The sequence below is a fragment of the Carnobacterium pleistocenium FTR1 genome, from assembly GCF_000744285.1.
GTDB classification, from domain to species: Bacteria; Bacillota; Bacilli; order Lactobacillales; family Carnobacteriaceae; genus Carnobacterium_B; species Carnobacterium_B pleistocenium.
Genome location: NZ_JQLQ01000002.1, coordinates 1,858,261 through 1,883,207 on the forward strand (window position 1 = coordinate 1,858,261; position 24,947 = coordinate 1,883,207).

The 24,947-nt window shown below is 32.9% G+C and carries 22 protein-coding genes; 4 read left to right on the plus strand and 18 right to left on the minus strand.

The features are described 5' to 3' along the window. Positions 1–15: 15 nt before the first annotated feature. From mgtE to BP17_RS09165, 4 genes are all read right to left on the minus strand, one after another. Positions 16–1,383 (minus strand): magnesium transporter, encoded by a 1,368-nt coding sequence (gene mgtE, locus BP17_RS09150; protein WP_035053720.1) that lies wholly within the window; start codon positions 1,381–1,383, stop codon positions 16–18. A 47-nt stretch (positions 1,384–1,430) separates the two neighbouring features. Continuing rightward, the gene (locus BP17_RS09155) at positions 1,431–2,324 is read right to left on the minus strand and encodes an RluA family pseudouridine synthase (protein WP_035055381.1); all 894 of its coding nucleotides are present in this window, start codon (positions 2,322–2,324) and stop codon (positions 1,431–1,433) included. Continuing rightward, on the minus strand, positions 2,314–3,126 hold the full coding sequence (locus BP17_RS09160; RefSeq protein ID WP_035053722.1) for an NAD kinase: 813 nt from the start codon (positions 3,124–3,126) through the stop codon (positions 2,314–2,316). Before BP17_RS09160 ends, BP17_RS09155 begins: the two co-directional genes overlap by 11 nt. A 63-nt stretch (positions 3,127–3,189) precedes the next feature. Beyond that, positions 3,190–3,849, minus strand: a complete 660-nt coding sequence (locus tag BP17_RS09165) for a GTP pyrophosphokinase (protein ID WP_084676337.1) — start codon at positions 3,847–3,849, stop codon at positions 3,190–3,192. A gap of 193 nt (positions 3,850–4,042) precedes the next feature. Here BP17_RS09165 and BP17_RS09170 point away from each other — a divergent pair, with 193 nt between their 5' ends. Together BP17_RS09170 and BP17_RS09175 are read left to right on the plus strand one after the other, a co-directional pair. Next, positions 4,043–4,615: a CYTH domain-containing protein gene (locus BP17_RS09170; RefSeq protein ID WP_035053724.1), complete on the plus strand. Its 573-nt coding sequence runs from the start codon at positions 4,043–4,045 to the stop codon at positions 4,613–4,615. A gap of 185 nt (positions 4,616–4,800) precedes the next feature. Further along, positions 4,801–5,487 (plus strand): DsbA family protein, encoded by a 687-nt coding sequence (locus BP17_RS09175; RefSeq protein WP_035053726.1) that lies wholly within the window; start codon positions 4,801–4,803, stop codon positions 5,485–5,487. Positions 5,488–5,634: 147 nt separating this feature from the next. Here the strand turns inward: BP17_RS09175 and pepF are convergent, their stop codons facing one another. The 8 genes from pepF to opp3b form a co-directional block, all read right to left on the minus strand. Continuing rightward, on the minus strand, positions 5,635–7,452 hold the full coding sequence (gene pepF, locus BP17_RS09180) for an oligoendopeptidase F (protein ID WP_035053728.1): 1,818 nt from the start codon (positions 7,450–7,452) through the stop codon (positions 5,635–5,637). A gap of 91 nt (positions 7,453–7,543) precedes the next feature. Next, entirely contained in the window at positions 7,544–8,716 is a 1,173-nt protein-coding gene (locus BP17_RS09185) for a competence protein CoiA (protein ID WP_035053730.1), read from the minus strand. A gap of 126 nt (positions 8,717–8,842) precedes the next feature. Then, complete coding sequence (locus BP17_RS09190; protein ID WP_035053732.1) at positions 8,843–9,520, minus strand: adaptor protein MecA; 678 nt, start codon at positions 9,518–9,520, stop codon at positions 8,843–8,845. A gap of 152 nt (positions 9,521–9,672) precedes the next feature. After that, on the minus strand, positions 9,673–10,071 hold the full coding sequence (gene spxA, locus BP17_RS09195; RefSeq protein ID WP_035053734.1) for a transcriptional regulator SpxA: 399 nt from the start codon (positions 10,069–10,071) through the stop codon (positions 9,673–9,675). A 352-nt stretch (positions 10,072–10,423) separates the two neighbouring features. After that, complete coding sequence (locus BP17_RS09200; RefSeq protein ID WP_035053736.1) at positions 10,424–11,365, minus strand: ABC transporter ATP-binding protein; 942 nt, start codon at positions 11,363–11,365, stop codon at positions 10,424–10,426. Beyond that, the gene (locus BP17_RS09205; RefSeq protein WP_035053738.1) at positions 11,366–12,451 is read right to left on the minus strand and encodes an ABC transporter ATP-binding protein; all 1,086 of its coding nucleotides are present in this window, start codon (positions 12,449–12,451) and stop codon (positions 11,366–11,368) included. A gap of 13 nt (positions 12,452–12,464) precedes the next feature. After that, positions 12,465–13,514: an oligopeptide ABC transporter permease gene (gene opp3C / locus BP17_RS09210; RefSeq protein ID WP_035053740.1), complete on the minus strand. Its 1,050-nt coding sequence runs from the start codon at positions 13,512–13,514 to the stop codon at positions 12,465–12,467. Next, a complete protein-coding gene (opp3b, locus tag BP17_RS09215) occupies positions 13,514–14,461 on the minus strand; it encodes an oligopeptide ABC transporter permease (protein WP_035053742.1) in 948 nt (315 codons plus the stop codon). Before opp3b ends, opp3C begins: the two co-directional genes overlap by 1 nt. A 267-nt stretch (positions 14,462–14,728) precedes the next feature. Between opp3b and BP17_RS09220 the strand changes: the two genes are divergently transcribed. Then, positions 14,729–15,100, plus strand: coding sequence for a DUF3899 domain-containing protein (locus BP17_RS09220; RefSeq protein ID WP_035053744.1), 372 nt, complete (start codon positions 14,729–14,731; stop codon positions 15,098–15,100). Positions 15,101–15,191: 91 nt separating this feature from the next. After that, entirely contained in the window at positions 15,192–16,196 is a 1,005-nt protein-coding gene (gene trpS, locus BP17_RS09225) for a tryptophan--tRNA ligase (protein ID WP_035053745.1), read from the plus strand. A 151-nt stretch (positions 16,197–16,347) separates the two neighbouring features. Here the strand turns inward: trpS and BP17_RS09230 are convergent, their stop codons facing one another. The 6 genes from BP17_RS09230 to BP17_RS09255 form a co-directional block, all read right to left on the minus strand. Next, positions 16,348–17,367: a lipoate--protein ligase gene (locus BP17_RS09230; RefSeq protein ID WP_035053746.1), complete on the minus strand. Its 1,020-nt coding sequence runs from the start codon at positions 17,365–17,367 to the stop codon at positions 16,348–16,350. Positions 17,368–17,411: 44 nt separating this feature from the next. Further along, positions 17,412–18,158, minus strand: a complete 747-nt coding sequence (locus tag BP17_RS09235; RefSeq protein ID WP_035053747.1) for an MBL fold metallo-hydrolase — start codon at positions 18,156–18,158, stop codon at positions 17,412–17,414. Between the two features lie 126 nt (positions 18,159–18,284). Next, positions 18,285–19,697 (minus strand): protoporphyrinogen oxidase, encoded by a 1,413-nt coding sequence (gene hemG / locus BP17_RS09240; RefSeq protein WP_035053750.1) that lies wholly within the window; start codon positions 19,695–19,697, stop codon positions 18,285–18,287. Positions 19,698–19,891: 194 nt separating this feature from the next. Next, positions 19,892–20,977, minus strand: a complete 1,086-nt coding sequence (locus tag BP17_RS09245) for a M42 family metallopeptidase (RefSeq protein ID WP_035053753.1) — start codon at positions 20,975–20,977, stop codon at positions 19,892–19,894. Between the two features lie 175 nt (positions 20,978–21,152). Continuing rightward, complete coding sequence (locus BP17_RS09250) at positions 21,153–22,811, minus strand: peptide ABC transporter substrate-binding protein (RefSeq protein WP_035053754.1); 1,659 nt, start codon at positions 22,809–22,811, stop codon at positions 21,153–21,155. 178 nt (positions 22,812–22,989) lie between these two features. Beyond that, complete coding sequence (locus BP17_RS09255; RefSeq protein ID WP_035053756.1) at positions 22,990–24,666, minus strand: peptide ABC transporter substrate-binding protein; 1,677 nt, start codon at positions 24,664–24,666, stop codon at positions 22,990–22,992. Positions 24,667–24,947 lie beyond the last annotated feature (281 nt).

Sequence of the window (24,947 nt, forward strand, 5' to 3'; positions counted from 1 at the left end):
TCACTGATAGTTTTTCTAAACTAAATAATTCATAAATAATGAGGCAATATTAAAGTAAATCAGTACACTGGTTAAATCTGTAAGAGTCGTAATAAAAGGACCACTAGCGACCGCGGGGTCAAACCCGATTCTTTCCATTAAGATTGGGATAAAACTTCCAGCGAGATTGGCAATTGTGATTGCTACAAGCATTGCTATACCTATTACTGACCCTAAAACGAAATTTTGTTGCCAAAACCCTACTGCTAAGAAAATCGTTACACCGGTAACGATACCAGTGATTAGCCCGGATGCAATTTCACTCATAATCAATTTTCCAAAGTTTTTTTTATTTTCATCATTGCCTGCTAATTTGCGAACGGCAACAGCTAGTGATTGAGTTCCAGCATTTCCTGCCGTTCCTGTAATCAACGATATAAATACAGCTAAGATACTTGCTTCGCTGATCATCTCTTCATAATTACTAATTAAAGTGGAAGTTCCAATTCCAAGAAATAATAGGATAATCAACCAAGGGAGTCTTTTTGAAGCAACAACAAATGGGTTTTCAGATCGTTCTTCTACATCGACCCCAGCTAAACCAGAGTAATCACTGGCTGCTTCGTCACTAATAACATCTATAATATCATCTACAGTAATGATTCCAATCAATCGCTCTTCATTATCTACTACCGGAATAGCTAAAAAGTCATAATCTTGCATAGTGTGCGCGACGTCTCTTTGGTCATCATTTCCATTAACAGAGACTAACCGGCGATCTCCCATGATGTCCGAAATCATTTCATCGTCTTCATTTACGAGTAAATCTCTTAATGAGATAACACCGACTAATCTTCTATTTGAGTCTACTACATATACATAATAAATCGATTCAGCTTCTGATGCTTTCTTTTTTAAAATAGCCATAGCTGATTGGATTGTTTGATTTGCAAGAATCGAAATATAGTCAGTTGTCATAATCGAACCAGCTGTATCGTCTTTATAATTCAACAATTTTTTAATGCCATCAGCATCTTCTTTTGCCATTAAACTTAGATACTTTTTGATCGTAAACGGTTCTAGTTGATTCAACATATCTACTGCGTTATCTCGGTACATTTCACTCAGCATATCTGCAGCATACTGAGGATTCATTTCTTCTAAATATTTTTCGACCGATTCTTCTTCTTCCTCAAGAATTTCAAACGTGTCTGCCATTTCATTAGGAGATAAAAAATTATAGGCTCTTAATCGTTCATTATCTGATAAAGATAGATAAACTTGACTTTGTTCATAAACGTGCAACTCTAAAAAGTTTTCTCTAAAAGCATTGATGTCTTCCATTTTTAAAAAGTTTTTCAACTGTTCTATTTGCTCTTCAAATTCTGTTTGTATTTCTTTCAAGGGCTACACCCCTTTCTAAATTCGTTTCATATGGTATTAACCTTCTACTACACTTGTTGCTGCAGCCATTGGGCTATATCAGCTGGATAATCAAGTTCAAGGTTTATTCTTTCGTTTGTAAAAGGATGAACAAAACTTAGTTCTCTACAATGCAACGCTTGTCTTACTATCCAATTGTTTTTTTCACCGCCATATAAGTCATCTCCCATTAGAGGATGCCCTATATGGGTAAAATGAACCCTAATTTGATGTGTTCTTCCAGTATGCAATTGAATATCTACTAAAGTTGCTTTTGGAAAAGATTTTTTGACCCAATATTCTGTTAAAGCTTCTTTCCCAGAGGCATGGGCCCTTCTTGTAATAATGGAATCAGTCGTTCGTGCAATAGGAGCATCAATGAATCCATGCTCACTTTTAACAAGTCGACCTGTAATCAATGCAGTGTATTTTTTCTGAATTTCTTTTGCTCTTAACTTCACATCCATCAATGCGTGCGCGTACCCATGTTTAGCAAACAACATTAATCCAGTAGTATCGCGATCAAGTCGAGTCACAATATGAATAACTTGATCAACATAGCCTTGACGAACATAGTACCCCTTGACTCGATTAGCCATACTGCTTTCAGGGTGGACTTGCGAAGGTACCGAAGCAACTCCATAAGGCTTATTTACAACTAAATAATGTTGATCTTCGTACACGATATCAATTGGGATATCGATAGGGACAGTTGTCTCATGGGGAGATTCGTCAGGAATCGTAATTTGTACGTTATCATTTTTTTCCAAAAGATACCGTACGGTTACTTCAGTTTCATTGACTTCAATTTTCCCACCCTGAAACTTTATTTTTGCTAGTAAACTACGTGAGATGCCTTTTGTTTTTAAAAAAGATTTCACTTGTAGACTAGTTGGCAAATCATAGGCCCAACTAAATTTCATATTTTTTTTTCGCTCCAATAAAAGCATCTTCAACTCGACTCCAGAAATGCGTATGTCTGTAACGAGCAAAGTGAATGCGTTCTTTCGCAATGCTGTAATTTAATTCTGTAATATTTTTTTCAGAAGATGTCAACTGGTCAATGGTTAAAACAAAACCTTCTGTTGTAACCGGTTTGATCCTGATCCATTCATCTCGTGCAACAATCAGTGGTGAACCTAAAATACGGAATACCCGATTATTAATTGGTGCGATTTCAGTCAACTGTAAAGCTTCAAGTCTAGGATGAATAACGGCTCCCCCTACAGACTTATTGTAACCAGTAGAACCAGTAGGTGTCGAAATACACATTCCGTCCCCTCTAAACCGTTCAAACAATTCATCCTTTATAAAGACATCACATACCATTGTTCCATCTATACGCTTCATTGTTGATTCATTTAATGATAAGAAATGAGAAGATTCCTTTTGTCCTTGATAAGTTACTTTGACATCAAGTAATGGGTAGCTAACACTTTCACCCTCATCTTTAAGTAAACTTGAGACTAAATCTTCTAACTCGTAATCTCGCCAGTCTGTATAGAAACCCAGATGTCCCGTATGAACTCCTACAAATCGAACTTGATCTAGCATATGGGCATATCGGTGGAAAGCGGACAACAATGTCCCGTCCCCACCTATCGTTACAACGACATCTGGATTTTTATTGTCTAATTGAAGACGATTTTTTAAGCAGAGTATTCGAAATTGTTCGGCTAATTTTAAAGACTGTTCTACATTATTATTAACTACCGCTATTTTCAAAGTTATCCCCCCTTTTATTTGACTATTATATTACAATAGCCCCAAACAATAAACGTCAAAAAATTAGTGTTTTTTTGACGTTTCATTGATAGTCGTTCTTTTACTATGAGAAAACAACTGTTGGGCTTCTTGTATCTCTTCTCTAATTTGAGACATTTCTTCGTCTAGTTGAAAAGCAGCTTCTGCAGCTCTTTTCAAACGAACATTAATGGCGTCTGGAAACTCACCTTGGTATTTATAATTCAAAGAATGTTCAATCGTAGCCCAAAAATTCATTGCCAATGTACGCACCTGTATCTCAACCAGTATTCTTTTTTCACCATTGATCAATTGCACTGGGTATTCAAATACAACATGGTACGAGCGGTAACCACTTTCCTTCTTGTTCGTTATATAATCTCGTTCTTCAATTATTTTTATATCATTTCGATTTCTTAAAAGTCTAACCACTTCATGAATATCCTCCACAAACTGACACATGATTCTTAATCCAGCTATATCTTGCATCTCAGTATCTAATTTATCGAAAGGAATATTTCTTAAAGCCGCTTTTCCAATAATGCTATTTACTGGTTTTACTCTTCCAGTAACAAACTCAATTGGAATATGCCGGTTTCCTTTACTAAATTCCTTACGAATTCCTTTTAATTTTATTTTTAATTCTTCAACAGCCTGATTGTAAGGTATTAAAAAATCTTCCCACTTTTGATCTTGATCCATCATTATATACCCTCTTTTAGGAATCTATGATTTCGCACTTTTTCAAAGTACAATATGGCTTTATTTTAACATATTTAACTAGAAAGATGAAATATACTAAAATAGGAATAAAATGGTATGATGATTAAATAGTTCATTACTAACAACATAAAGATATATTACGATAAGTAATTTAATTTAGAAAAGAGTGGAATAAATGACTCAACATGTAGAAATTGAATTTAAAAATAGTCTAACAAAAATTGAATATACAAAACTGTTAAGCCGTTTAAACTTAGCTGAAGATACGTTTTACATTCAAGAGAATTATTACTTCGATACAAAAGATTGGAAACTAAAGAATTTACATTCTGCTTTACGTATTCGCTTCTTTTCAGATTCTGCTGAACTAACATTAAAAACTCCTCTTGAAAAAAATCTTTTAGAAACAACTGATGACTTATCATTAAAACAGGGAAGATTTTTTTTAGATACTCAGACCATTAAATCAAATGGGCGTGTAGCTAAACAATTAGCAGACTTAAAGATCAATCTAGAAGATCTCTTTTTATTTGGCTCATTAGTAACCAAGCGTCATGAGAAAAAAGTTGGTCAAGGCCTAATTGTACTAGACGAAAGTACGTATGGTAATAATAAAGATTATGAGTTAGAAATAGAAACAACTTCTCGTGAAAAAGGAGAAGTTTTTTTCAACGAGTTCCTTCAATTCCATTCAATTAAAAAACGACCAACTAAAAATAAAATCAGTCGCATGATGGAGTCAAGTTGATCTTTTATCATTAGTATTAAAGGATAAAAATAAAATGTGGCGACTTTGTTACAAATTATACAAAATTTAGTTCAAAAATAAGACCCTTTATTATATTTTTTTAACTATTTTTGATAAAGTATACTTGTTAACAAAACACTAGAGCATATATAGATTTAAAAATACTAATACTAAGGTGAAGATAAATGGGCACAACTACACATCCTAAAAATGAATCAATTCATAATGAAGTAATTGAAATTTATTTGTTTATTAATCCAATTGACTCTACTTGTTTCCAAGCCGAAAAAGAGGTCTTACGTTTCATTGAAAAATCTTCTAATAGAATTCACGTGAATTTTATTCCGGTTCATAATTTAAGTACGGTGACTCAATATCTTTCTACAAATAACTTGCCAAAAAGTGATTTAAAGTTACGCAATGCTATCCATTCAGTATCATACGATATTTGTCTTTACTACACTGCTGCGACTATGCAAGGTAAGAAAAAAGGTCGCAACTTCTTACTTGAATTGCAATATGAACTGATTGAAGAAAAAAAAGTGTTCTCAGAAGATCTTATTCTTGAATCTGCCAAGAAAGCTAAATTAGATATCCCAATGTTTCTCGAAGATAAGGAATTAGACTTTACAATTGCTTCTTTTGAAGCTGATCAAAAGATAGCTTGCGGTGTGAATGCTTTTAAAACGCCTTCTTGTTTATTTTTTGGTGATCGTCATAAAGAGCATGGATTGCTGATTGAAGAAGGTATTACAGTCGAACTACTACAAGCACTGCATAACCCTAATCCAATGGTCATTGAAGCAAGAAATCAAATAATTTCTAAAAACGGGATTCGGTCAATTAATAAGACTTCATTACAAGTGCTTTAAAATTTGATTTTAACTTTCATAATAACAAAAAAAGCTAAGCTATTGATGTGAGATATGTGATGCCGCTCAAAAAATCAGACTAACCATCTAACTTTTTAGGAACGGTTCAACGTAACATCTAGCTTAGCTTTTTTTAGTTGAATACGATTAATTTTTTAATGATTCAATCAATTCTTCTAATTCATTTAATCTATTTTCAAATACTTTCATAGCATCCTCTATATAAACTTTATCGGTCATGTCTACCCCGGCTTTTTTCATTACTTCAATAGGATAATCACTATTCCCAGATTTTAAATACGTTAAGTAGCTGTCTAAAGCTCCATCTTCACCTTTACTAATTTTAGCAGCTAAAGCTGTGGCAGCCGAAAAACCTGTTGAATATTGATAAACATAATAATTGTAATAAAAATGTGGTATTCTAGTCCATTCTATAGCAATTTCAGGATCTTTTTCAACATTTGGCCCATAGTAACGTGCATTCAGTTCCCCATAATAATTTGATAAAAAGTCACTTGTCAAAGGTGTCCCTTTTGCTGCTTCTTCATGGATAAAATGTTCAAATTCAGCAAATTGAGTCTGCCTAAACATAGTTCCTTTAAACCCATCCAGATAATGATTCAAAATATATGCTCGGACTTTTGGATCTTTTTGTGTTTCTAATAAATAATCCGTTAAAATATTTTCATTTGTGGTAGAAGCTATTTCTGCTACAAAGATAGAATAGTCTCCATACACATACGGCTGATTCGTTCTTGTATAATAGCTGTGGGCACTGTGTCCTAATTCGTGAACAAGCGTATACAAATGGTTTAGTGAATCATGCCAATTTAACAAGACGTAAGGATTCGTTTCATATGCTCCTGAAGAGTAAGCACCACTTCTCTTGCCTTCATTTTCTATAACATCGATCCATCGATTATTAAAAGCCTTTTTCAAAACAGACAAGTACTCTTCACCAAGTGGTTGTAAAGCTTTTAAAGTCTCCGCCTCAGCTTCTTCATAAGTATATTTAATACCAGCTTCTCCGCTAATAGGGGTGTACATATCATACATATGAAGCTCTTCTAAATTTAACAGTTCTTTTCTTAAAGCAACATAGCGATGCAACAATGGCAAGTGATCATGAACGACATCTAGCAATGTATCGTAAACAGCTTCTGGGATATGATTACTGCTAAGAGCTTTTTCACGTGCTGATTGATAGTGGTGCACTTTTGCGTTGTAATTATGGTATTTAACATGTGAAGATAGTGTACTTGAAAAAGTATTTTGCAATCCTTCATATACTTTATAAAGATTTTTAAAAGCTGATTTGCGAACTGTTCGATGAGTACTTTCCATTAATTGTCCATAAACCCCATGAGACAATTGAATGTCATTTCCATTTTCATCTTTAATTGTTGGAAATGTGATATCTGCATTATTTAATATGTTAAACGTTCGACTTGAAGCATTAAAAATTTCTCCTGCTCCTGCTAACAAAGCTTCTTCGTTAGCACTTAGAACGTGCTCCCTAGCTGCTGTTAATCGTTCAATAAAGTGTTTATAGATGGTTAACTCTTCATTTTCATTAAAATAGTGATTCAATTTTTCTTCTGGCAATTCTAACACTTCAGGCTCGAACCATGAGATAGCCTCATTAGCCTGTGTAGCTAATTTAGTAGCTTGTTCATACATCCCTTGATAAATTGAGTTTGTCGTATCTTGATCATTTTTTAATTGAGCATATACATATAACGTTTCCAGTTGATTGGATAAATCTAAAATAGTTTGAATAGCTTTCAAAAAACTTTTTGATCCATTAGTTAGTGTACCCTTATAAGTCACAACCGACTTTATTTTATTCTCTAATTCTTTGTAAGATTGTTTAAAATCATCGTCGGATTTAAAGATGACTCCTAAATCCCAAGTCCATTCACTAGGTACTTTATCTCTTTTTGGTAATTTTTTTGGTTCACTCATTAAAAAACCTCCTTGAAATTTTATTATATTTAATCTTACCACAAATTATTTTTAAATAAAGAAAATTTCATGAAGTTGATTTACTCAAGATTTAAACCATAAGCGAATGTTCTAGTAATAAAAAATTAGATATCTTTTCTTTCTCATCTTTATAGCGTTGAGGTTCTTTTTGAATGATCCAATCCGAATTAGAAATAGCTAATAATAGGCCTCTTTGTATCAAAATAGCTATGAAATAATCAGCACACTTTTTTTTGCTTTCAATTGATATAAGGGGCATAACATAAAAAATAAGTTCATTATTATTTATCATTTGAGAAATTTTTTGATGCATCTCCTTCTTAGAAATAACTCCGTTGGAACTTTTCCCCATTATCCACTCCAATAATAGATACTTCCAAAAATAAGACAAAGATTTAATGAATAATTGATTTTTCACAGGCAAATAAACTTCAACCGGCAAAGAAACTAAAGAATCTCCTTTCTTATAAATATATTTTTGAAACGATACGATTTCCGGAACTTGATAATTTCTCCCTCTATTTAAAAAATAGTGACTTTGAACCAACTGCCTTTTTGATTTATTTTGCTTTTTTTTCGAAAGAAGTAATAACTGTTCACTGATGTACTTTAAACTAGTCTCCACTTTATTTAGGTCAAATTGGGTAGAATAAGCATTCATATAAGCTGAATTTTCTTGTTGATTAATTAGATAATGAACAGTTAGCATATCATCAGCAACATGTAATTCTAAAAAATAACAACCTATTGCCTCGTTCTCATTAACAAATAACCTTTGAAAGCTAGTTAACTTATTTTTGAAATGGTATTTTTCCCCTAAAATCCAGTAAACTTTGTAACCATTTTGAGTATACCCGAACGTTCGTTCAATCATTCTTTGAGTAGAGAGAGCACTGCATTGAAATTCAATAGCAATTGGAGTTTTTTCATCTAGCCAAATCAATAAATCAGGTCGTTGTTTTAAATTTGGCAGATAAGCTTCCAATTGACAGGGGATTTCTTGTTGTTTGAACCACTGGTAAAGCATACCTTTACCTAAAATATGTTCTTCGGTTTCACTTTCTGAAAAAACGTTGCAATTTTTTTTTTGAAAATGTGTGAAATGAGCCTGTTTAATTAACCCCTTCTTTAGAAAAACCGGTTCTTTACAACTTGGACAATAATAGTCATGTTTTTGACTCTTGCTTTTTTGCTCATTCATCGCATTAAGATAATGGTTTTTATTATTCACCGCCACTAACATCTTTATAATCTCCCCTCATATACTTCACACTTCAAGTATCCGCAAAGAAGGCGAGATCACTATTTTTAGACAAAAAAATCAAAGAAAGAAAATCTTTCTTTGATTTTATAATCAATTCTATTTAGCTTATTTAAAATAGTGACGAGTCAATTCAAGAGCTCTCTTCTCCATAATTACTTTGCCGTGTTCTTCTAAAATCCCTTGAGTTACTGGTGTTTTATCAGCGAATTCTAGTGCGAGTGCAATTTCTTCATCAGCACTTCTTTCGGTCATTTCATTAATAAAAAAGACTAAATTTAAATAATATCTTTCTTTATAAAGAAACAATCTAGACAAAGCGTTATCCAAATGCATCATTTTTGATAATTCAATCATATTTTCAAATTGATTAAATCTTAAAACAATTCCTTCTGTTTCATCTTTCGAATGTTCATTATCATTCTCAAGTTCATTCTCAGCTTCAGATTTATTTAAATTTTGCACCATCTGTTTTTTTATATATTGAGAGAATTCATCTGAATTAAGATTTTCAGATGCTGAAGAAAAATCTAATTGATCATTTATCGGACCACCTTTGCTGATAAACAGCTCTAGCCCATTTCCATTTGGTAACACTTGAAATGTGATGGCATCAGATTCATGGAATTGTTCGTCTACGTCTACTTCTTCTAAAATACTATAAAAAAAGTTTTCAATTTGTTTATGATTTCCTAAAAGATCTAGAAAAGTTACGCCTCTTTCTTCTAAATCAGCATTCTCAATCAATACTCGAATGGTGTTTTCGTTAATATGTTCCATTTCCATAGTCCTACACCTCATTTCTTTTCTTCACAGTTAAAAGCGGCTCAACATATGAATAATCTATATAACCATTCTAAAGGAAATAAATTAAATGTAAAGTTAAAAGTGCCAAAAAAAACTACAACATCTTAAGATGCGCAGTTTCGATTTATTTGTTAATAGCCGACAATAAGTTGAGCTTGTTTCAATTCAAGAGCTCGTACTTCGCGAGGTAAAAAGCGACGTATTTCATCTTCATTATAGCCAACTTGTAGTCTTTTTTCATCTACCATAATTGGCCGGCGTAAAAGGCCCGGATTATCTTGAATCAAATCAAACATTTTGTTTAAAGGTAACTCATCTAATTCAACATTCAATTCTTGAAATACTTTAGAACGTGTCGAAATGATTTCTTCTGTACCATCTTCTGTCATTCTTAAAATCGATTTAATTTCACCAATTGTTAGCGGTTCTGAAAAAATGTTTCTTTCATTATAAGTAATATCATTTTCTTCTAACCAGGCCTTAGCTTTGCGACAAGATGTACAGCTAGGCGATGTATATAAAGTTACCATATGTTATTCTCTCCTTTTTTAATCAGATGGATCGTTCAAAAAAATTGAGGATTGTTATGAACCTATGAAATACCTTATGAATTTATTATAAAACATCCATTTTAAAAATACTACCCTTTTTGTCATCTTTTTGTCACTTCTTATTAATTTCTTTATAATAAATACTTTTATTTTGTACTTTTCTAGTTAGAAGTCATATTCCACAACGGTTTACTCTAGATGATTATATCAATACTTAATATAATTAAAAATTCATTACAAATAATACTTTGTTTGAAAATAAACTTTTTGTTTTTTTATTAACAAAAAAGCTATAAATCAGACTTAATGTCTAATTTATAGCTTTTTCAACTTATTTTTTATAGCTAGCTTTTTTTTCTTTTAAAGCTACAATATCAGATTCTCTGCAATAAACATAGTGTCCAGGCGAAATTTCACGTAATTCTTCAGGTTCTCCATTTGATTCACGAGGAATATATGGAGTACGCACACGATTACGCTCGTATTCAGGATCTGGTAAGGGCACAGCAGACAATAAGCTTTCAGTGTAAGGATGTAAGGGTGTATTATAAACTTCTTCAGCAGGTGCTAATTCAAGTAATTTCCCAGTATTCATTACACCAATACGGTCACTAATATATTTAACCATTGATAAATCATGTGCAATAAATAAAAATGTTAATTTTTGCGTTTTTTGCAATTCCATCAACAAGTTTACAACCTGTGCTTGAATAGAAACATCCAATGCAGAAATTGGTTCATCAGCAATAATAAACTTGGGTTTAACTGCTAAAGCCCTAGCGATTCCAATACGTTGTCTCTGTCCACCTGAAAATTCATGTGGGTATCGTGAAGCATGATCTGGATTTAGTCCTACAGTTTTTAACAAATCATCTACTTGTTGGTTTCTATCTTCAGTAGAACTGGCTAATTTATGAATATCGATACCTTCAGCAATAATATCACGGACTTTCATTTTCGGATTTAAAGATGCATATGGATCTTGAAAAATCATTTGCATATCTCTTCTAAATTTCAACATATCTTTTTTTCCAGATATATCATGAACTTTTGTACCCTCAAAATCAACTTCACCAGCTGTTGGATTGTATAATCGAATAATTGAACGACCAGTTGTTGATTTACCTGAACCAGATTCACCAACAAGTCCAAAGGTTTCACCTTTATAAATATCAAAAGTGATATCATCTACTGCACGAACTTCATTCTTTGTGCCTTCATTGAAATACTGTTTTAAACCTTTAACTTCTAAGATTTTTTCTTTATTTTCCATTTAATTTTGCCCTCCTTTAACTTGAGTCTTAGTACTCTTTAAAGATTCATGAAGTGGGGCAAATCTTTCTTCAAAAATTTTATGACGTGCTTTAATTTCTGGTGGCGGTTCAACTGCTGGAGCATCAGGATGCAACAACCATGTTAACGCAGAATGTGTTTCAGAAATTTTAAAGAAAGGTGGCTCTAATTCAGTATCAATTTTCATTGCAAATGCATTACGTGGAGCAAATGCATCACCTTTTGGAGGATCCAATAAATCTGGAGGTGTTCCAGGAATGGCATACAATGTTTCTGTGATTTCTAAAGTTGGCATAGAACTAATCAATCCCCATGTATACGGGTGTTGTGGATTATAAAAAATTTCATCGACCGTTCCAATTTCAACAATCTTACCAGCATACATTACTGCAACACGATCTGCAACATTTGCTACTACACCTAAATCATGTGTAATAAAGATAATTGAAGTTGCAATTTTTTGCTGCAATTCTTTCATTAGATCTAAAATTTGTGCTTGAATAGTTACGTCTAATGCTGTTGTTGGTTCATCAGCAATTAAGACTTCCGGATTACAAGCAAGGGCAATCGCAATAACAATACGCTGTCTTTGTCCACCAGAAAATTGATGTGGGTATTGTTTCATACGTCTCTCTGAATCGGGTAAACCTACTAAATTCAATAATTCTAGTGCTCTTTTTCTAGCATCTTCTTTATTTAGTTTTTGATGCAATCGAATTGGTTCAGAAATTTGTTTACCAATCGTCATTGTTGGATTAAGCGAAGTCATTGGATCTTGAAAAATCATTGCAATTTCTTTGCCACGAATACCTTGCATTTCTTTTTCAGATTTCTTAATAAGATCTTCACCATTGAATAAAATTTCGCCACTTTCGATATTGGCATTTTGTGACAACAATCGCATAATGCTACGAGTTGTAACTGATTTTCCAGAACCGGATTCGCCTACGATTGCTAACGTTTCGCCTTTTTTTAAATCAAAACTGACACCGCGGATAGCTTTTACTTTACCAGCATAGGTGTCGAACGTAATCTCTAAATCTTTAACTTCTAATACATTACTCATTCGTTTCACCTCACTAATCCTTCATTTTTGGATCAAATGCATCACGCAAACCATCAGCTAATAAGTTAAATGAAATCATTAAGATACAAATAACTGCAGCTGGATACCACATTAAGTGGGGTAAGAAGCGGAATGTTTTGTATCCATCATTAATCAATGTTCCTAATGAAGCCGTTGGTGCTGGAATTCCTATACCAATAAAACTCAAGAATGCCTCGAAGAAAATAGCTGACGGAATTGAGAACATAGTTTGAATAATAATGATACCGGATAAATTTGGAATGATGTGTTTAAATGCTATTTTAACTGATGATTCACCTAGTGTACGAGCAGCTAAAATATATTCTTGATTTTTTAATTTTAAGGTTTGAGCCCTGACTACCCTGGCCATTGAAATCCATCCAGTAATAGCTAAAGCAATAATAATTGATGTAATACCTGGCTGTAACACTAATAGCATTAAAATAACTACAACTAAGTTTGGAACACCAGATAAAATTTCCAAGACACGTTGCATAAAGTTATCTACTCTTCCACCAAGCCAACCTGAAACTAAACCATAGGTCACTCCTATAGTTAAATCGAAAAAGGCTGCTACAAAAGCAATAATTAAAGATACTCTTGTACCATAAAGAATGCGTGAAAGTAAGTCACGACCTAAGCTGTCTGTACCTAAGATATAGTACTGATCCTCAGGAACACTCTTCTCAGCATATTTGTCTATACGAGTTTCTCCAACTTTTTGAGTCCCATTTAAACCATCAATACCAATTCCTGGAATTTTTGGAGGCAAACTTGCAAACTCTACTGTTTGAATATTTGGATCATGAGGTGCTACGATTGGTGCGGCAATTGTAAGAAGAATCATAATTATTAGAACAACCAGACTAACAACTGCTGCTTTATTTTTTTTCAATCTTCTCCATGAGTCTTCAATAAAACTTAATGAAGGTGCTGAAATTTTTTCATTATCACCGACACTTGACCCAGTAGCTGGGGCAAACATGTCTGGGGACAAATTCTTAAATTCATCTGCAACAGGAACATTCTCTTGTTTATTCATTATTTGTCCCCTCCTTCTGTAGAAACACGAATACGTGGATCAATTACTCCGTATAAAATATCAACAACTAAAATAATAAATACAAGCATAGCAGAGTAAAGAATAGTTACACCCATGATTGTTGGGTAATCATTTGTCATGATTGATTTTACGAATTGTTCACCTATACCAGGAATGGCATAGATATTTTCTACAACCATTGAACCAGTCATTAAACCAACGGCCATAGGTCCTATGATTGTCACTAATGGAATTAAAGCATTACGGACACCATGTTTAAATGCTACTGTCCATCTGCTCAACCCTTTAGCTCTTGCCAATTCAACGTAATCGCTGCCTAAAACTTCTACCATTTCTGTTCTAATAAATCGAGCTGAATCTGCTAAAGGAGATATAGCTAATGCCAATGTAGGAAGAACAGATGAGCTAAATCCTCCATCCCATAAAGCGATTGGGAACCATTGCAGATATACACCAAATATTAGCTGTAGCAGAACAGCGATAACAAAGTTAGGAATAGATCTTCCTAAAATTGCTGAAAAAGTTGCAAGCGTGTCGATCCATGTATTTTGATACATTGCCGCTATTACGCCTAACACAATACCCAATATTGTCCCTAACGCAACCGCTTGAATACCCAGTTGCAAGGAAGGCCCTATACGCGTAGATAAAAGCTTTGTTACAGGAGTATTGCTAAATTGGAATGATGTTCCTAAATCTCCTTGAAGTAATCCACCAATATAAACTAGATACTGAACCGGCACCGGTTCATTCAATCCATATTGTTCGTTCATAATAAAGATTTGTTCTTCTGAAAGTTTATCCTGGTTACTATATGGAGTACCCGGTAAAAGCTTCATTAAGAAAAAAGTAATCGATGCAATTAAAAATAATGTCAACAACATGTATAGTACACGTTTCCCTAAAAATTTAGCATAGCTTTTCATCGATTATAGCACCTCCAACAATTTTAATTTTTAATTCCCTTACAAAAAAGAATATACTATTTAGAATAGCTTGTCAAAACCAATATTGCAAAACTTTTTTGATTTTTTTTTGATTTTTTCGTCTATAGATTAAAATTAGATGAAAATTTAAGTGTAATTCACCAAGATCAATTGCTTATCTCTTTTAAAATATTCATATATTTTTAATATTATTCCTATATAATATATTCTAGTACCATTGTTTGTATATTATAAGGAGGAAAATTAGTGAAACGAAAAATAACACCTATCCACATCTTTTTGGTGTCGCTCCTTTTATGCTTATTAATTGAATTAATTGTTTATAAAGAGCTCTCATTCTATCAAACGACAAATCTTACATTTTATGGAGCTTCCTTATTTCTCATTATTGGTCTCTTTGGTGCATCCTTTTCATCAGGTTTTTTTGATTTCTTTAACTACAGTATGAGAAAAACAGCTTTTAATATTCGTAAAGGTAGACATTCTGAAGAAGAATTCTCTATTAAACCTCTCTCAAAAGTAATTGGTAAGGGTTATTACTTCTTTTTAAAAGTAGGTTCAGCATTATTAACTATTAGCTTGCTTACATTACTAGCTTATTATCTTATTGAAAGATAATTTTTAGTACTCATTGTCAACAAACGCTTTAATCAATTTAAATATATCGTTATACTAGTATTAATGTACTTAGAAATAAGGGGTGGATAAAATGGAAACAATTTTTTCAGGTATTCAACCTAGTGGAACTCCTACTATTGGAAATTACATTGGGGCAATGAAACAATTTATACAGTTACAGGAAAGATACAGGTGTTATTTTTGTATCGTTGATGAACATGCCATTACCGTGCAACAAGAACCGTTAAAACTTAGACAGCAAACGAAAAGTCTTGCTGCATTATACTTAGCTATTGGATTGGATCCAGCAAAAGCCACAATCTTTATTCAATCTGAAGTTTCTGCTCACGCTGAAGCTGCTTGGATCGTTCAATGCAATACCAATATAGGTGAATTAGAGCGAATGACGCAGTTTAAAGATAAATCTGCAAAAAATAATCGTTCTGGAGTATCGGTTGGATTATTAACTTATCCTCCTTTAATGGTTGCAGATATTATTCTGTACCAATCTAATTTAGTTCCTGTTGGAGATGATCAAAAACAACACTTGGAACTGACACGCGATTTTGTTAGTCGTTTTAACAATAAATACGGTAATGGTAATCAATTACTTACTATGCCAGAAGTAGAAATACCAAAATCCGGCGGTCGTATCATGAGTTTACAAGATCCCTTAAAGAAAATGAGTAAATCTGATGAGAATAAAAAAAGTTTTGTTTCAATATTAGATGAGCCCTCAATCATTCGTAAAAAAATTAAAAGTGCTGTGACAGATTCTAGCGGAGTTATTGAATATGATCCAAAAAATAAACCTGGTATTTCTAATTTGCTAACAATTTATGCTTCATTTACTGATTTTAGCATTGCTGAATTGGTAGCTCGCTATCAAAATAGTGGCTATGGCCAATTCAAGGAAGATCTAGGCGAAGCTATTGTTGCTGTGCTGGAACCTATTCAGATCAGACACAATGAATTAATCAACTCAGATGAATTAAACTTAATTTTAGATGAAGGTGCCATTAAAGCTCAAACTGTAGCAAATAAAACACTTTTAAAAATGAAAAATGCTATTGGTTTAGGACGAAAAATTAGATAAAAAGAAGCTGAAGCAGTCAGAATTCATCTGACTGCTTCAGCTTCTTTTTATTCAACTGATATTGCTGCCTTTTCAAAAGAAATTTCTTCTGGAATAAACGAGTTTGATTTTATGGAAATATAGTTTTGAACAAAAGATGGCACCTTTATTTTTAGTATATTAAATGCAGTAGTTCTTCTTTGGTGATATTTCCGAAATATTTTTTAATATTGATATCATTTAAAGCTTCATTTATAGATAGAGAATCATACTTAATACCGGCTAATTTTTCTTCGACATCTGCGATATCTCCTAATCCAAAAAAATCTCCAAAAATACGAATATCTTGGATAAAACCTTTATCGACATCCATTTTAAATTCAACCGAACCAATTGAAAAACGATGACGACGAACCAATTCAAATTTTGGTGATTTCCCGTAATTCCAATCCCAATTACTAAAATATTTTTTAGAAAGTTCTTCTATTTGCTTCCAATCATGATCTGTCAGTTTGTACTCTTTAACGTCTTCAGCTTTAGTTACATCAAATATATTTAATAATAACCGATCTCTAAATTCCTTAGTATTTAAGAATTGATAATCATCAGATAAATAAGGCTTGATATTTGTTACACGGCTTCTTATTGATTTGATTCCTTTTGATTCAATTTTATCTTTCCTGACTTTGAGTGCATTTACGACTTCTTCGATGTCACTATCAAACATGATTGTACCGTGTGCTGTCATTCGGCCATTTTTTGAGTACATTGCATTACCAGAGAATTTTTGCCCGTTAATCAGCAAGTCGTTTCTGCCTTCAAGCTTAGCACCTTCGACACCCATTTTGTGTAATGAATCTATAATTGGCTCTGTAAATTTACCAAAATCTCGGAATGAATTTCCATCATCTTGGGTAATAAAACAAAAACAAAAGACTCCAAAATCATGATAGACAGCTCCACCACCTGAAAAGCGACGAACGATGTGAATATTTTTTTTCTCTACATATTCTGTATTGATTTCTTCAATCGTATTTTGATTTCTTCCAATTATGATAGACGGCTCGTTGATATAAAAAAGCAATATTGGTTCATCTAAAATGACATTATTTAATAGGTGGTACTCAATTGCTAAATTAATTGCGGGATCCGTTATTTCTTTACCATCGCGAGCATTTTTTACATAATACATTAGTTGTTTCCCCGTTTCTAGCTGTTACATTTTTACAGCCCTCGTTAAATTTCGATTATTAAATCTTTTTCAGCCAATATAATTTCCGTTGTGGGTGTTTCATTAATAGCTTGGGCTTTTAATAGCTCTAGGTCTCCAACTTGAGGTAGATGTGTTAGAATAACTTTTTTTACATCCGCTTCTTTTGCAATCTTACCTACTTCAGAAGCTGTCATATGAACACGATGATTCTCCATTCCATTAAAGAGATTTGTATCAGCCAATAATACATCCGCATCTTTACTAAAGGGGATAAAATCGGGTAAATAACCTGAATCTGCTGTATAGATTAGTATTTTACCTGTTTTCGTTTCAGTAATTCTCATAGCATAACATTCCACTGGATGCAGAGTTTTCATAAATTGTATTTCGAATGGACCAATATATGTTTTTTCCTGTTCGTGATAAGCTATACCTTCACTTACAATGTCCATAGTTAATCTTTTAAAATTTTCATTATCTCCTTGGTGCCCGTAAATAGGAAGCATAGGAGCTCTTTCAAGGTTGTTTTTCATTCTTTTTAATTGACGTGTGAATTGTAAAACACCTAAATCAGCTATATGATCATAATGATAATGAGATAAAATAACTCCATCAAGTAATAAAGGATCTACATGATTTTCTAGAGCAATCAATGAAGCACTTCCTACATCGATCAATAAATGATAATCTTCCGTTTCTAATAAATAAGAACTTGTACCTGAATTTTTTGTTGGGTACCCGCCCCAAAAACCTAATATAGTTAATTTCATTTTCTTTCCTCTCTTCTATTTTTTTTATCTCTTCTATATATTACCTTACACCAAGAAAACAAAGTTTAAAATAAAAAAGACCTTTTTAATACTAAAAAGTGTCTTTTCATTTTTTTATAAGCTATTCTATTTACTATAAATACAATTTTGTTCTTTTACATATTCAACTATTTTTTTACTTGTTTTATTAGCTTGACTAATACATTGATTGATTCCAAAACCTTCTAGACCAATTCCAGAAATATATATGCCTGGATATTCATGTGTCAATAATTCAATCATTTCTTTCGTTTTTTCTTCTTGTGTCACAGTGTACTGAGGTATAGCATCGGGCCAACGTTTTACAATGCGATTTATAGGTTTTTCTGTAATTCCAAGTATCATTTCTAAGTCTTTTAGTATGGACTCTTCTATTTCTTTATTACTCAAAGAAACTAGGATATCTTCTCCTTTTCGACCAAAACTCACCCCAATAAACACATCTTCTTCATCTTTAAGAAATGACCACTTTTTATTTAAAAAAACAATTGACGTTACAAAAGAATCACTTCGTCTAGGAGTAACTACGCCAAAACCTTTGGGCTCATTTTTTATAGCTTTTTTTTTAAACTTAAACAAGATATATCCGATAGATGCAGTTTCTACTTGATCAAAGATTTGCCCAAATGTCTCATTTTTTATTAATCTTGAATATTCAGTTACTGGTGTCGCGATACAAATTGCGCCAACACGCACTTGTTCTGTTTGATTGACATCTATAACATAAGTACCTTCAATACCCTGGTTAATTTCAAAAACTTTTTTACTTGTTTGAATATTTGGTTTTAAAATTTCAGTTAGTTTATCCGTTAAAGTGGCTAACCCTTTTTGAAAAGTAACATAATTACCAGAACCATCTAATAGTTCAGGATGAGATTTGAGTCCTTTTGAAAGTCTTCCATACTTTTGCTCTAAAGAATAAATAACTTCTTTAGAAGATTTGATTCCCATTTCATCTAAATCACTAGCATAAATTTTGGAAAAAAAAGGTTCAACAATATGCTCGACTAGCTCTTCTCCAAATCTTTTTTTTAAGTATACGCTCATCTCAACATCTTTTTCTAATGGTTTGATGGGGAATAGAGTATCTTTAAAGCTAGCTATCTTACCATGAAAAGTTAATAAATTATTCTTCCAAATATCCATTTTCCTTACTGGAATTCCTTTGTAAGTTGGATAATCAAGACTATATAATTTATTATAAAAAAAGATATCTGGTTTATTTCCTTCGCTATAAATTAATTGATCCATTAGACCCAATTCTTTCATAAGATCCATTGCTTCTGGATAACGGATATCAATAGATTCAGCTCCTAAATCAAAGTAATTATCTCCCGACTTAATTGTATAGATTTTACCGCCCAACTTTATAGAAGACTCTAGCAAAATAAGTTCAAAAGGTAGCTTTTCTTCTATGATTTGCTGTTTGATTCGATAAGCTGTAACTAATCCTGTTATTCCTCCACCTATTACTGCAATTCTTTTTTTAGCCCTCTTCATCTATTCCCCCCTTTCTTATTGAATCAATTATATTTATTTTACTTGGTATTTCAATAAAAAGAAATGTTATTTTAATTTATATATAAAAAGATTAGAAAATGCATTGGTTTTCATAAAGAAAACTTGTTATAAAAAATAAGCTGAGTTGTATAAATTTTCTTTATACAACTCAGCTTATCTCTATTTTTAATTTCTTAACTATTGTACTTAATTTTCTCAACTGCTGTAGTATCTAATCGTTTAATAACTTCTGTAACTAATTTCACCGTATTTAAGTAGTCATCTTCATGAATAACTGAAGTATGAGAATGTAAATAACGTGTTGCTACAGTAATCGCTAATGCTGGTATACCGTTTTTACTTACATGCTGACTTCCTGCATCCGTTCCTCCACCCGCAATTACTGTATATTGGAAAGGAATATTTAATTCCTCTGCAATATTGACCACAAAATCGCGCAACCCTTTATGTGCTACCATAGAAGCATCATAAATGATGATTTGAGGTCCTTTTCCTAGTTTTGAATCTGCTTCCTTTTCAGTCATACCCGGGGTATCTCCAGCTGTACCAGTATCAAGTGCAAAGGCAATATCAGGATCTACTAAATGAGTTGCTGTTTTTGCTCCTCTTAACCCAACTTCTTCTTGCACATTTCCAACTGCGAATGCTTTATTAGGATGCCCCACAGCTTTTAAATTTTCTAATACTTTTAAAGTTACAGCTATTCCAATACGGTTGTCCCATGCTTTAGCTAGCATAAATTTCGATCCATTTAAGCGTCTAAATTCGGTATAGGGCGTTACCATATTACCTGGTTTGATTCCCCATTCTATTGCTTCCGCTTCAGAAGAGGCTCCTATATCAATAAACATTTCTTGAATATCATAAGCTTTATTACGTATTTCGTCAGTTAAGACATGTGGTGGTTTACACCCAATAACACCATGAATCACTTTGTTTTTCGCTACTGTAATTTCAACTTGTTGAGCTAGCATAACTTGTGCCCACCAGCCACCAATCGTTTGAAATTTAATAAAACCTTCTGCTGTAATTTTTGTTACCATAAAACCAACTTCATCTAAGTGTCCAGCAAATAATACTTTAGGACCACTTTCATCACCAACACTTTTTGCGATTACACTGCCTAATCCGTCATAGCTAATGCTATCTGCATTTGTTTTTGCATACTTCACAAAAACATCTCTTACTTGGCCTTCATTCCCTGCAATTCCCTTTGCATCTGTTAATTCTTTTAACATCTTTAGTTCTGTTTCTTTCATAATATACGCCTCCAATATAATTTTATACGTTTAATTATAACATTGTTTATAAAAAATAGATTTTTAAAATAACTTTTTATATTGTAGTATTTTCCAGTAATAAAAACAAAGAAAGAGCCATGAACAAAAGTCCAGTCTCTTTCTTTATCATTGATATAATAATTTTCAACTTAAATTATTTTGTAACAGATGTCCATTTAAGCGACCATTCTGCTCCAACTAAATATGTTGTAAAATCTTGAACATAGTCCTTTTCTAATACTGCATAAGCACGTTGATAAATTGGTGCAATACCAGCTTCATCCATTAATACTTTTTCTGCATCAAGCATATCTTGCCAACGTGATTCTAAATCTGTCACATTTGTTTGAGCACTTTCAATTAGTGCATCGTAATCAGCGCTGCTATAGCCAGATTTATTATTCCCGTTTTCTGATTGGAATAATTCTAAGAAATTGATTGGGTCAGCATAATCTGCTCCCCATAATGCTAATTGAATGTCATAATCTTGATTGCTGTTAGCATCTAGACGTACTTTAAATGGTACATTTCTTAATGAGATATCCAATCCCGGTAAGTTTTGTGTTAATTGTCCTTGTAAAAACTCAATTGATTTTTTAGCATTTTCAGTATCATCACTTAAAATTTCTAATGATAAAGAATCTACCCCTAATTCTTGTAATCCCTTTTCCCAATATTCTTGAGCTTGTTCAAGATCAAATGTCGATAAATCACCGTTTTGATCACGGTAGTCTTCTCCCGTTGATGGATCAACAGCTAAAGCTTGTGGAACAAGTCCGTTAGCTGGAATAGAACCATTTTGAAGAACTGTATCAACATATGCTTGTTTATCAAAAGCCATGGCAATAGCTTTGCGAATATTCTCATTTGCTAAAGCTGTTTCTTCTCCATCACGTTCTTGATTGAATTTAAGGTATGCTACAGTAGATGTTGGTTGAGTTTGCAAGTCTGGATTACCTTGTTGAGTTTGTACGTAATCGCCTGATAAAATCATACGGTCAATTGATCCAGTATCATATAAATTCAAAGCAGTTGACGTTTCTTTGATAACATCAATATTAGCTGCATCTAATTCAACAGTTTCTGCATCCCAATAATCTTTGTTCTTGTTTAATACCCAGCTTAAGCCAGTTCCGTCCCATTCATCTAGTACAAAAGGTCCGTTATAAAGAACGTGATCACTATTTGATGCATAAGCATCACCCTGTTCTGTAACGTAAGCTTCATTTTGAGGGAAGAACATTGACAATGTTGTCAAATTTTCAAAATAAGGAACTGCTTTTTCTAATTGGATTTCTAACGTTTTATCATCAACAGCTGTCACTCCAAGTTCAGATGGTTCCATTTCACCCTTTAAAATAGCTGTTGCGTTGGCAACTACTCCATCAATCATATAAGAGTATTCTGCAGCCGTTTCAGGTGTTGCTAAACTTGTCCATGCAAAGACAAAGTCGTTTGCTGTCACAGGGTCACCATTTGACCATATAGCATCTTCTCTGATCTTAAATGTATAAGTCAATCCATCTTCGCTAACAAGCGGTTCTTCGGCAGCCATTCCTAACACAAGTTCGCCATCTGGTCCTTGACGGAATAAACCTTCATTAACATTGTTCATTACGTTAAAACTAACAGAGTCTGTTGCTAATATGGAATTCATTGTTGGAAGCTCAGCTGTCTCAACTAAGTTCAATACTTGCTTATCGTTACCCTCTTTATTAGTTGCAGATTCTTCTGATTCTCCTCCACATGCTGCTAATAGACTAATAGAAGCAAGTGATAATCCCATTAACTGAAGATATTTTTTCTTTTCCAATGTTCTTCCTCCTAATAAATCATAATAAATTTAATCACAAATAATTCATAACTTCATCATTTTATCATCATTTTATAGGGAGAGAAACGAGTATCGAATTACTCTCATAGGAATCTTAGTTTTTTCACATAGTAAACACAAAAAAGGAGCGAATAAAATTCGCTCCTTTTTTATAAAATTATTCTTTTCCTTCAATTGAAGCCCATTTATAAGAATATTCTGCACCTGTTAAGTGAGATGTTAAATCCTTAACATAGTCTTTTTCTAGAACAGAGTATGCACGTTGATAAATTGGTGCAATCCCGCCTGTTTCCATCAAGATTTTTTCAGCTTCTAACATATCTTCCCAACGACCCTCTAAATCAGATACGTTTGTTTGAGCACTTTCAACCAAAGCATCATATTCAGAATTAGCGTAGCTAGATTTGTTGTTCCCATTTTCTGAATGGAATAATTCTAAGAAGTTGATAGGATCTGCATAGTCAGCTCCCCAACCGGCCATTTCGATATCGTAATCTTGATTTGTATCTGCATCTAAACGAATCTTAAATGGAACATTTCTTAGATTGATTTCCAATCCTGGAAGATTTGTAGTTAATTGTGCTTGCATAAATTCTAAAGATCTCTTAGCATTTTCAGTATCATCACCTAAAATTTCTAAAGTAAGTGAATCCACGCCCAATTCATTCAAACCTTCTTCAAAATATTTTTGAGCTTCTTCCACATTATACGTTAATAAATCTCCACTTTGTGCACGGAAATCTTCTCCTGAAGCTGGATCAGCAGCCAATGCCTCTGGAACTAAACCATTCGCTGGAATAGAACCATTTTGAAGAACAGTATCTGCAAAGGCTTGTTTATCAAACGCCATTGCGATTGCTTTACGAATATTCTCATTTGCTAAAGGTGTTTCTGCTCCATCACGTTCTTGATTAAATTTAAAATAAAATACAGATGACGTAGGCTGAGTTTTCAAATCAGAATCCCCTTGTTTTGTTTGGACATATTCACCTGATAAAGTAATACGGTCTACTGCTCCAGTATCGTACAAGTTAATTGCAGTTGACGTTTCTTTAACTACATCAACATTAATTGTTTCTAGTGCTACAGCTTCTGTATCCCAATACTCTTCATTTTTATTTAATACCCAACTTAAGCCGGTTCCATCCCATTCATCTAATACGAAAGGACCGTTATAAAGCACAGTATCACTATTTGTAGCATAATCTCCACCTTGTTCAGTTACAAATGCTTCATTTTGCGGTAAGAACATCGGCAATGTCAATAAATCTTTGAAGTAAGGTTTAGCAGTTTCTAATTGTACTTCTAACGTTTTATCATCAACAGCTGTAGCACCTAATTCAGAAGGTTCCATTTCTCCAGTTAAAATTGCAGAAGCATTTTTAACTACTCCATCAATCATGTATGAATATTCAGCAGCTGTTTCTGGATCTGCTAGACGTTGCCATGCAAATACAAAATCGTTAGCAGTTACAGGATCTCCATTAGACCAAACTGCATCTTCTCTAATTTTAAATGTAAATGTTAAACCATCTTCACTGACTTCTGGTTCTTCTGCAGCCATTCCCAACTCAAGTTTGTTCTCAGGATTTTGACGATACAATCCTTCATTTACATTGTTCAAAACAGTACCACTTACTGTATCTGTTGATTTTGCAGAATCCATATTTGGCAATTCAGCACTTTCGATAAGATTAAGTACTTGTTCTTCACCTGAACCAGATGTTTGATTTCCAGAATTCGCTGTTTCTCCATCGTCACTCCCGCAAGCTGCTAAAACCAGTGCAGATGTTGCTGTTAAACCTAATAAACTAAGTAATTTATTCCTTTTCATATCGGTTCCCCCTAATTTTTTTATCGCTATTCCTAAAAAACTCATCAAGTAATCGTTTACTTAATTTCAATATTAGTTTACTCAAATTATATTATCATCTTATTATCACAATTTCAACTCAAATTATTAAAATAATGTAATATTTAACATTATTTTTAACTGAAAATTCATTTAAAAGAAACAGAAACGCCCTATAAAGCTGTTTCTTGTTATTTTATTCTCTTTTTCTGTGAGTTTTTTATTAAGTATTAGCCTTTTTTATTTATTGGTTCTAAATCAAA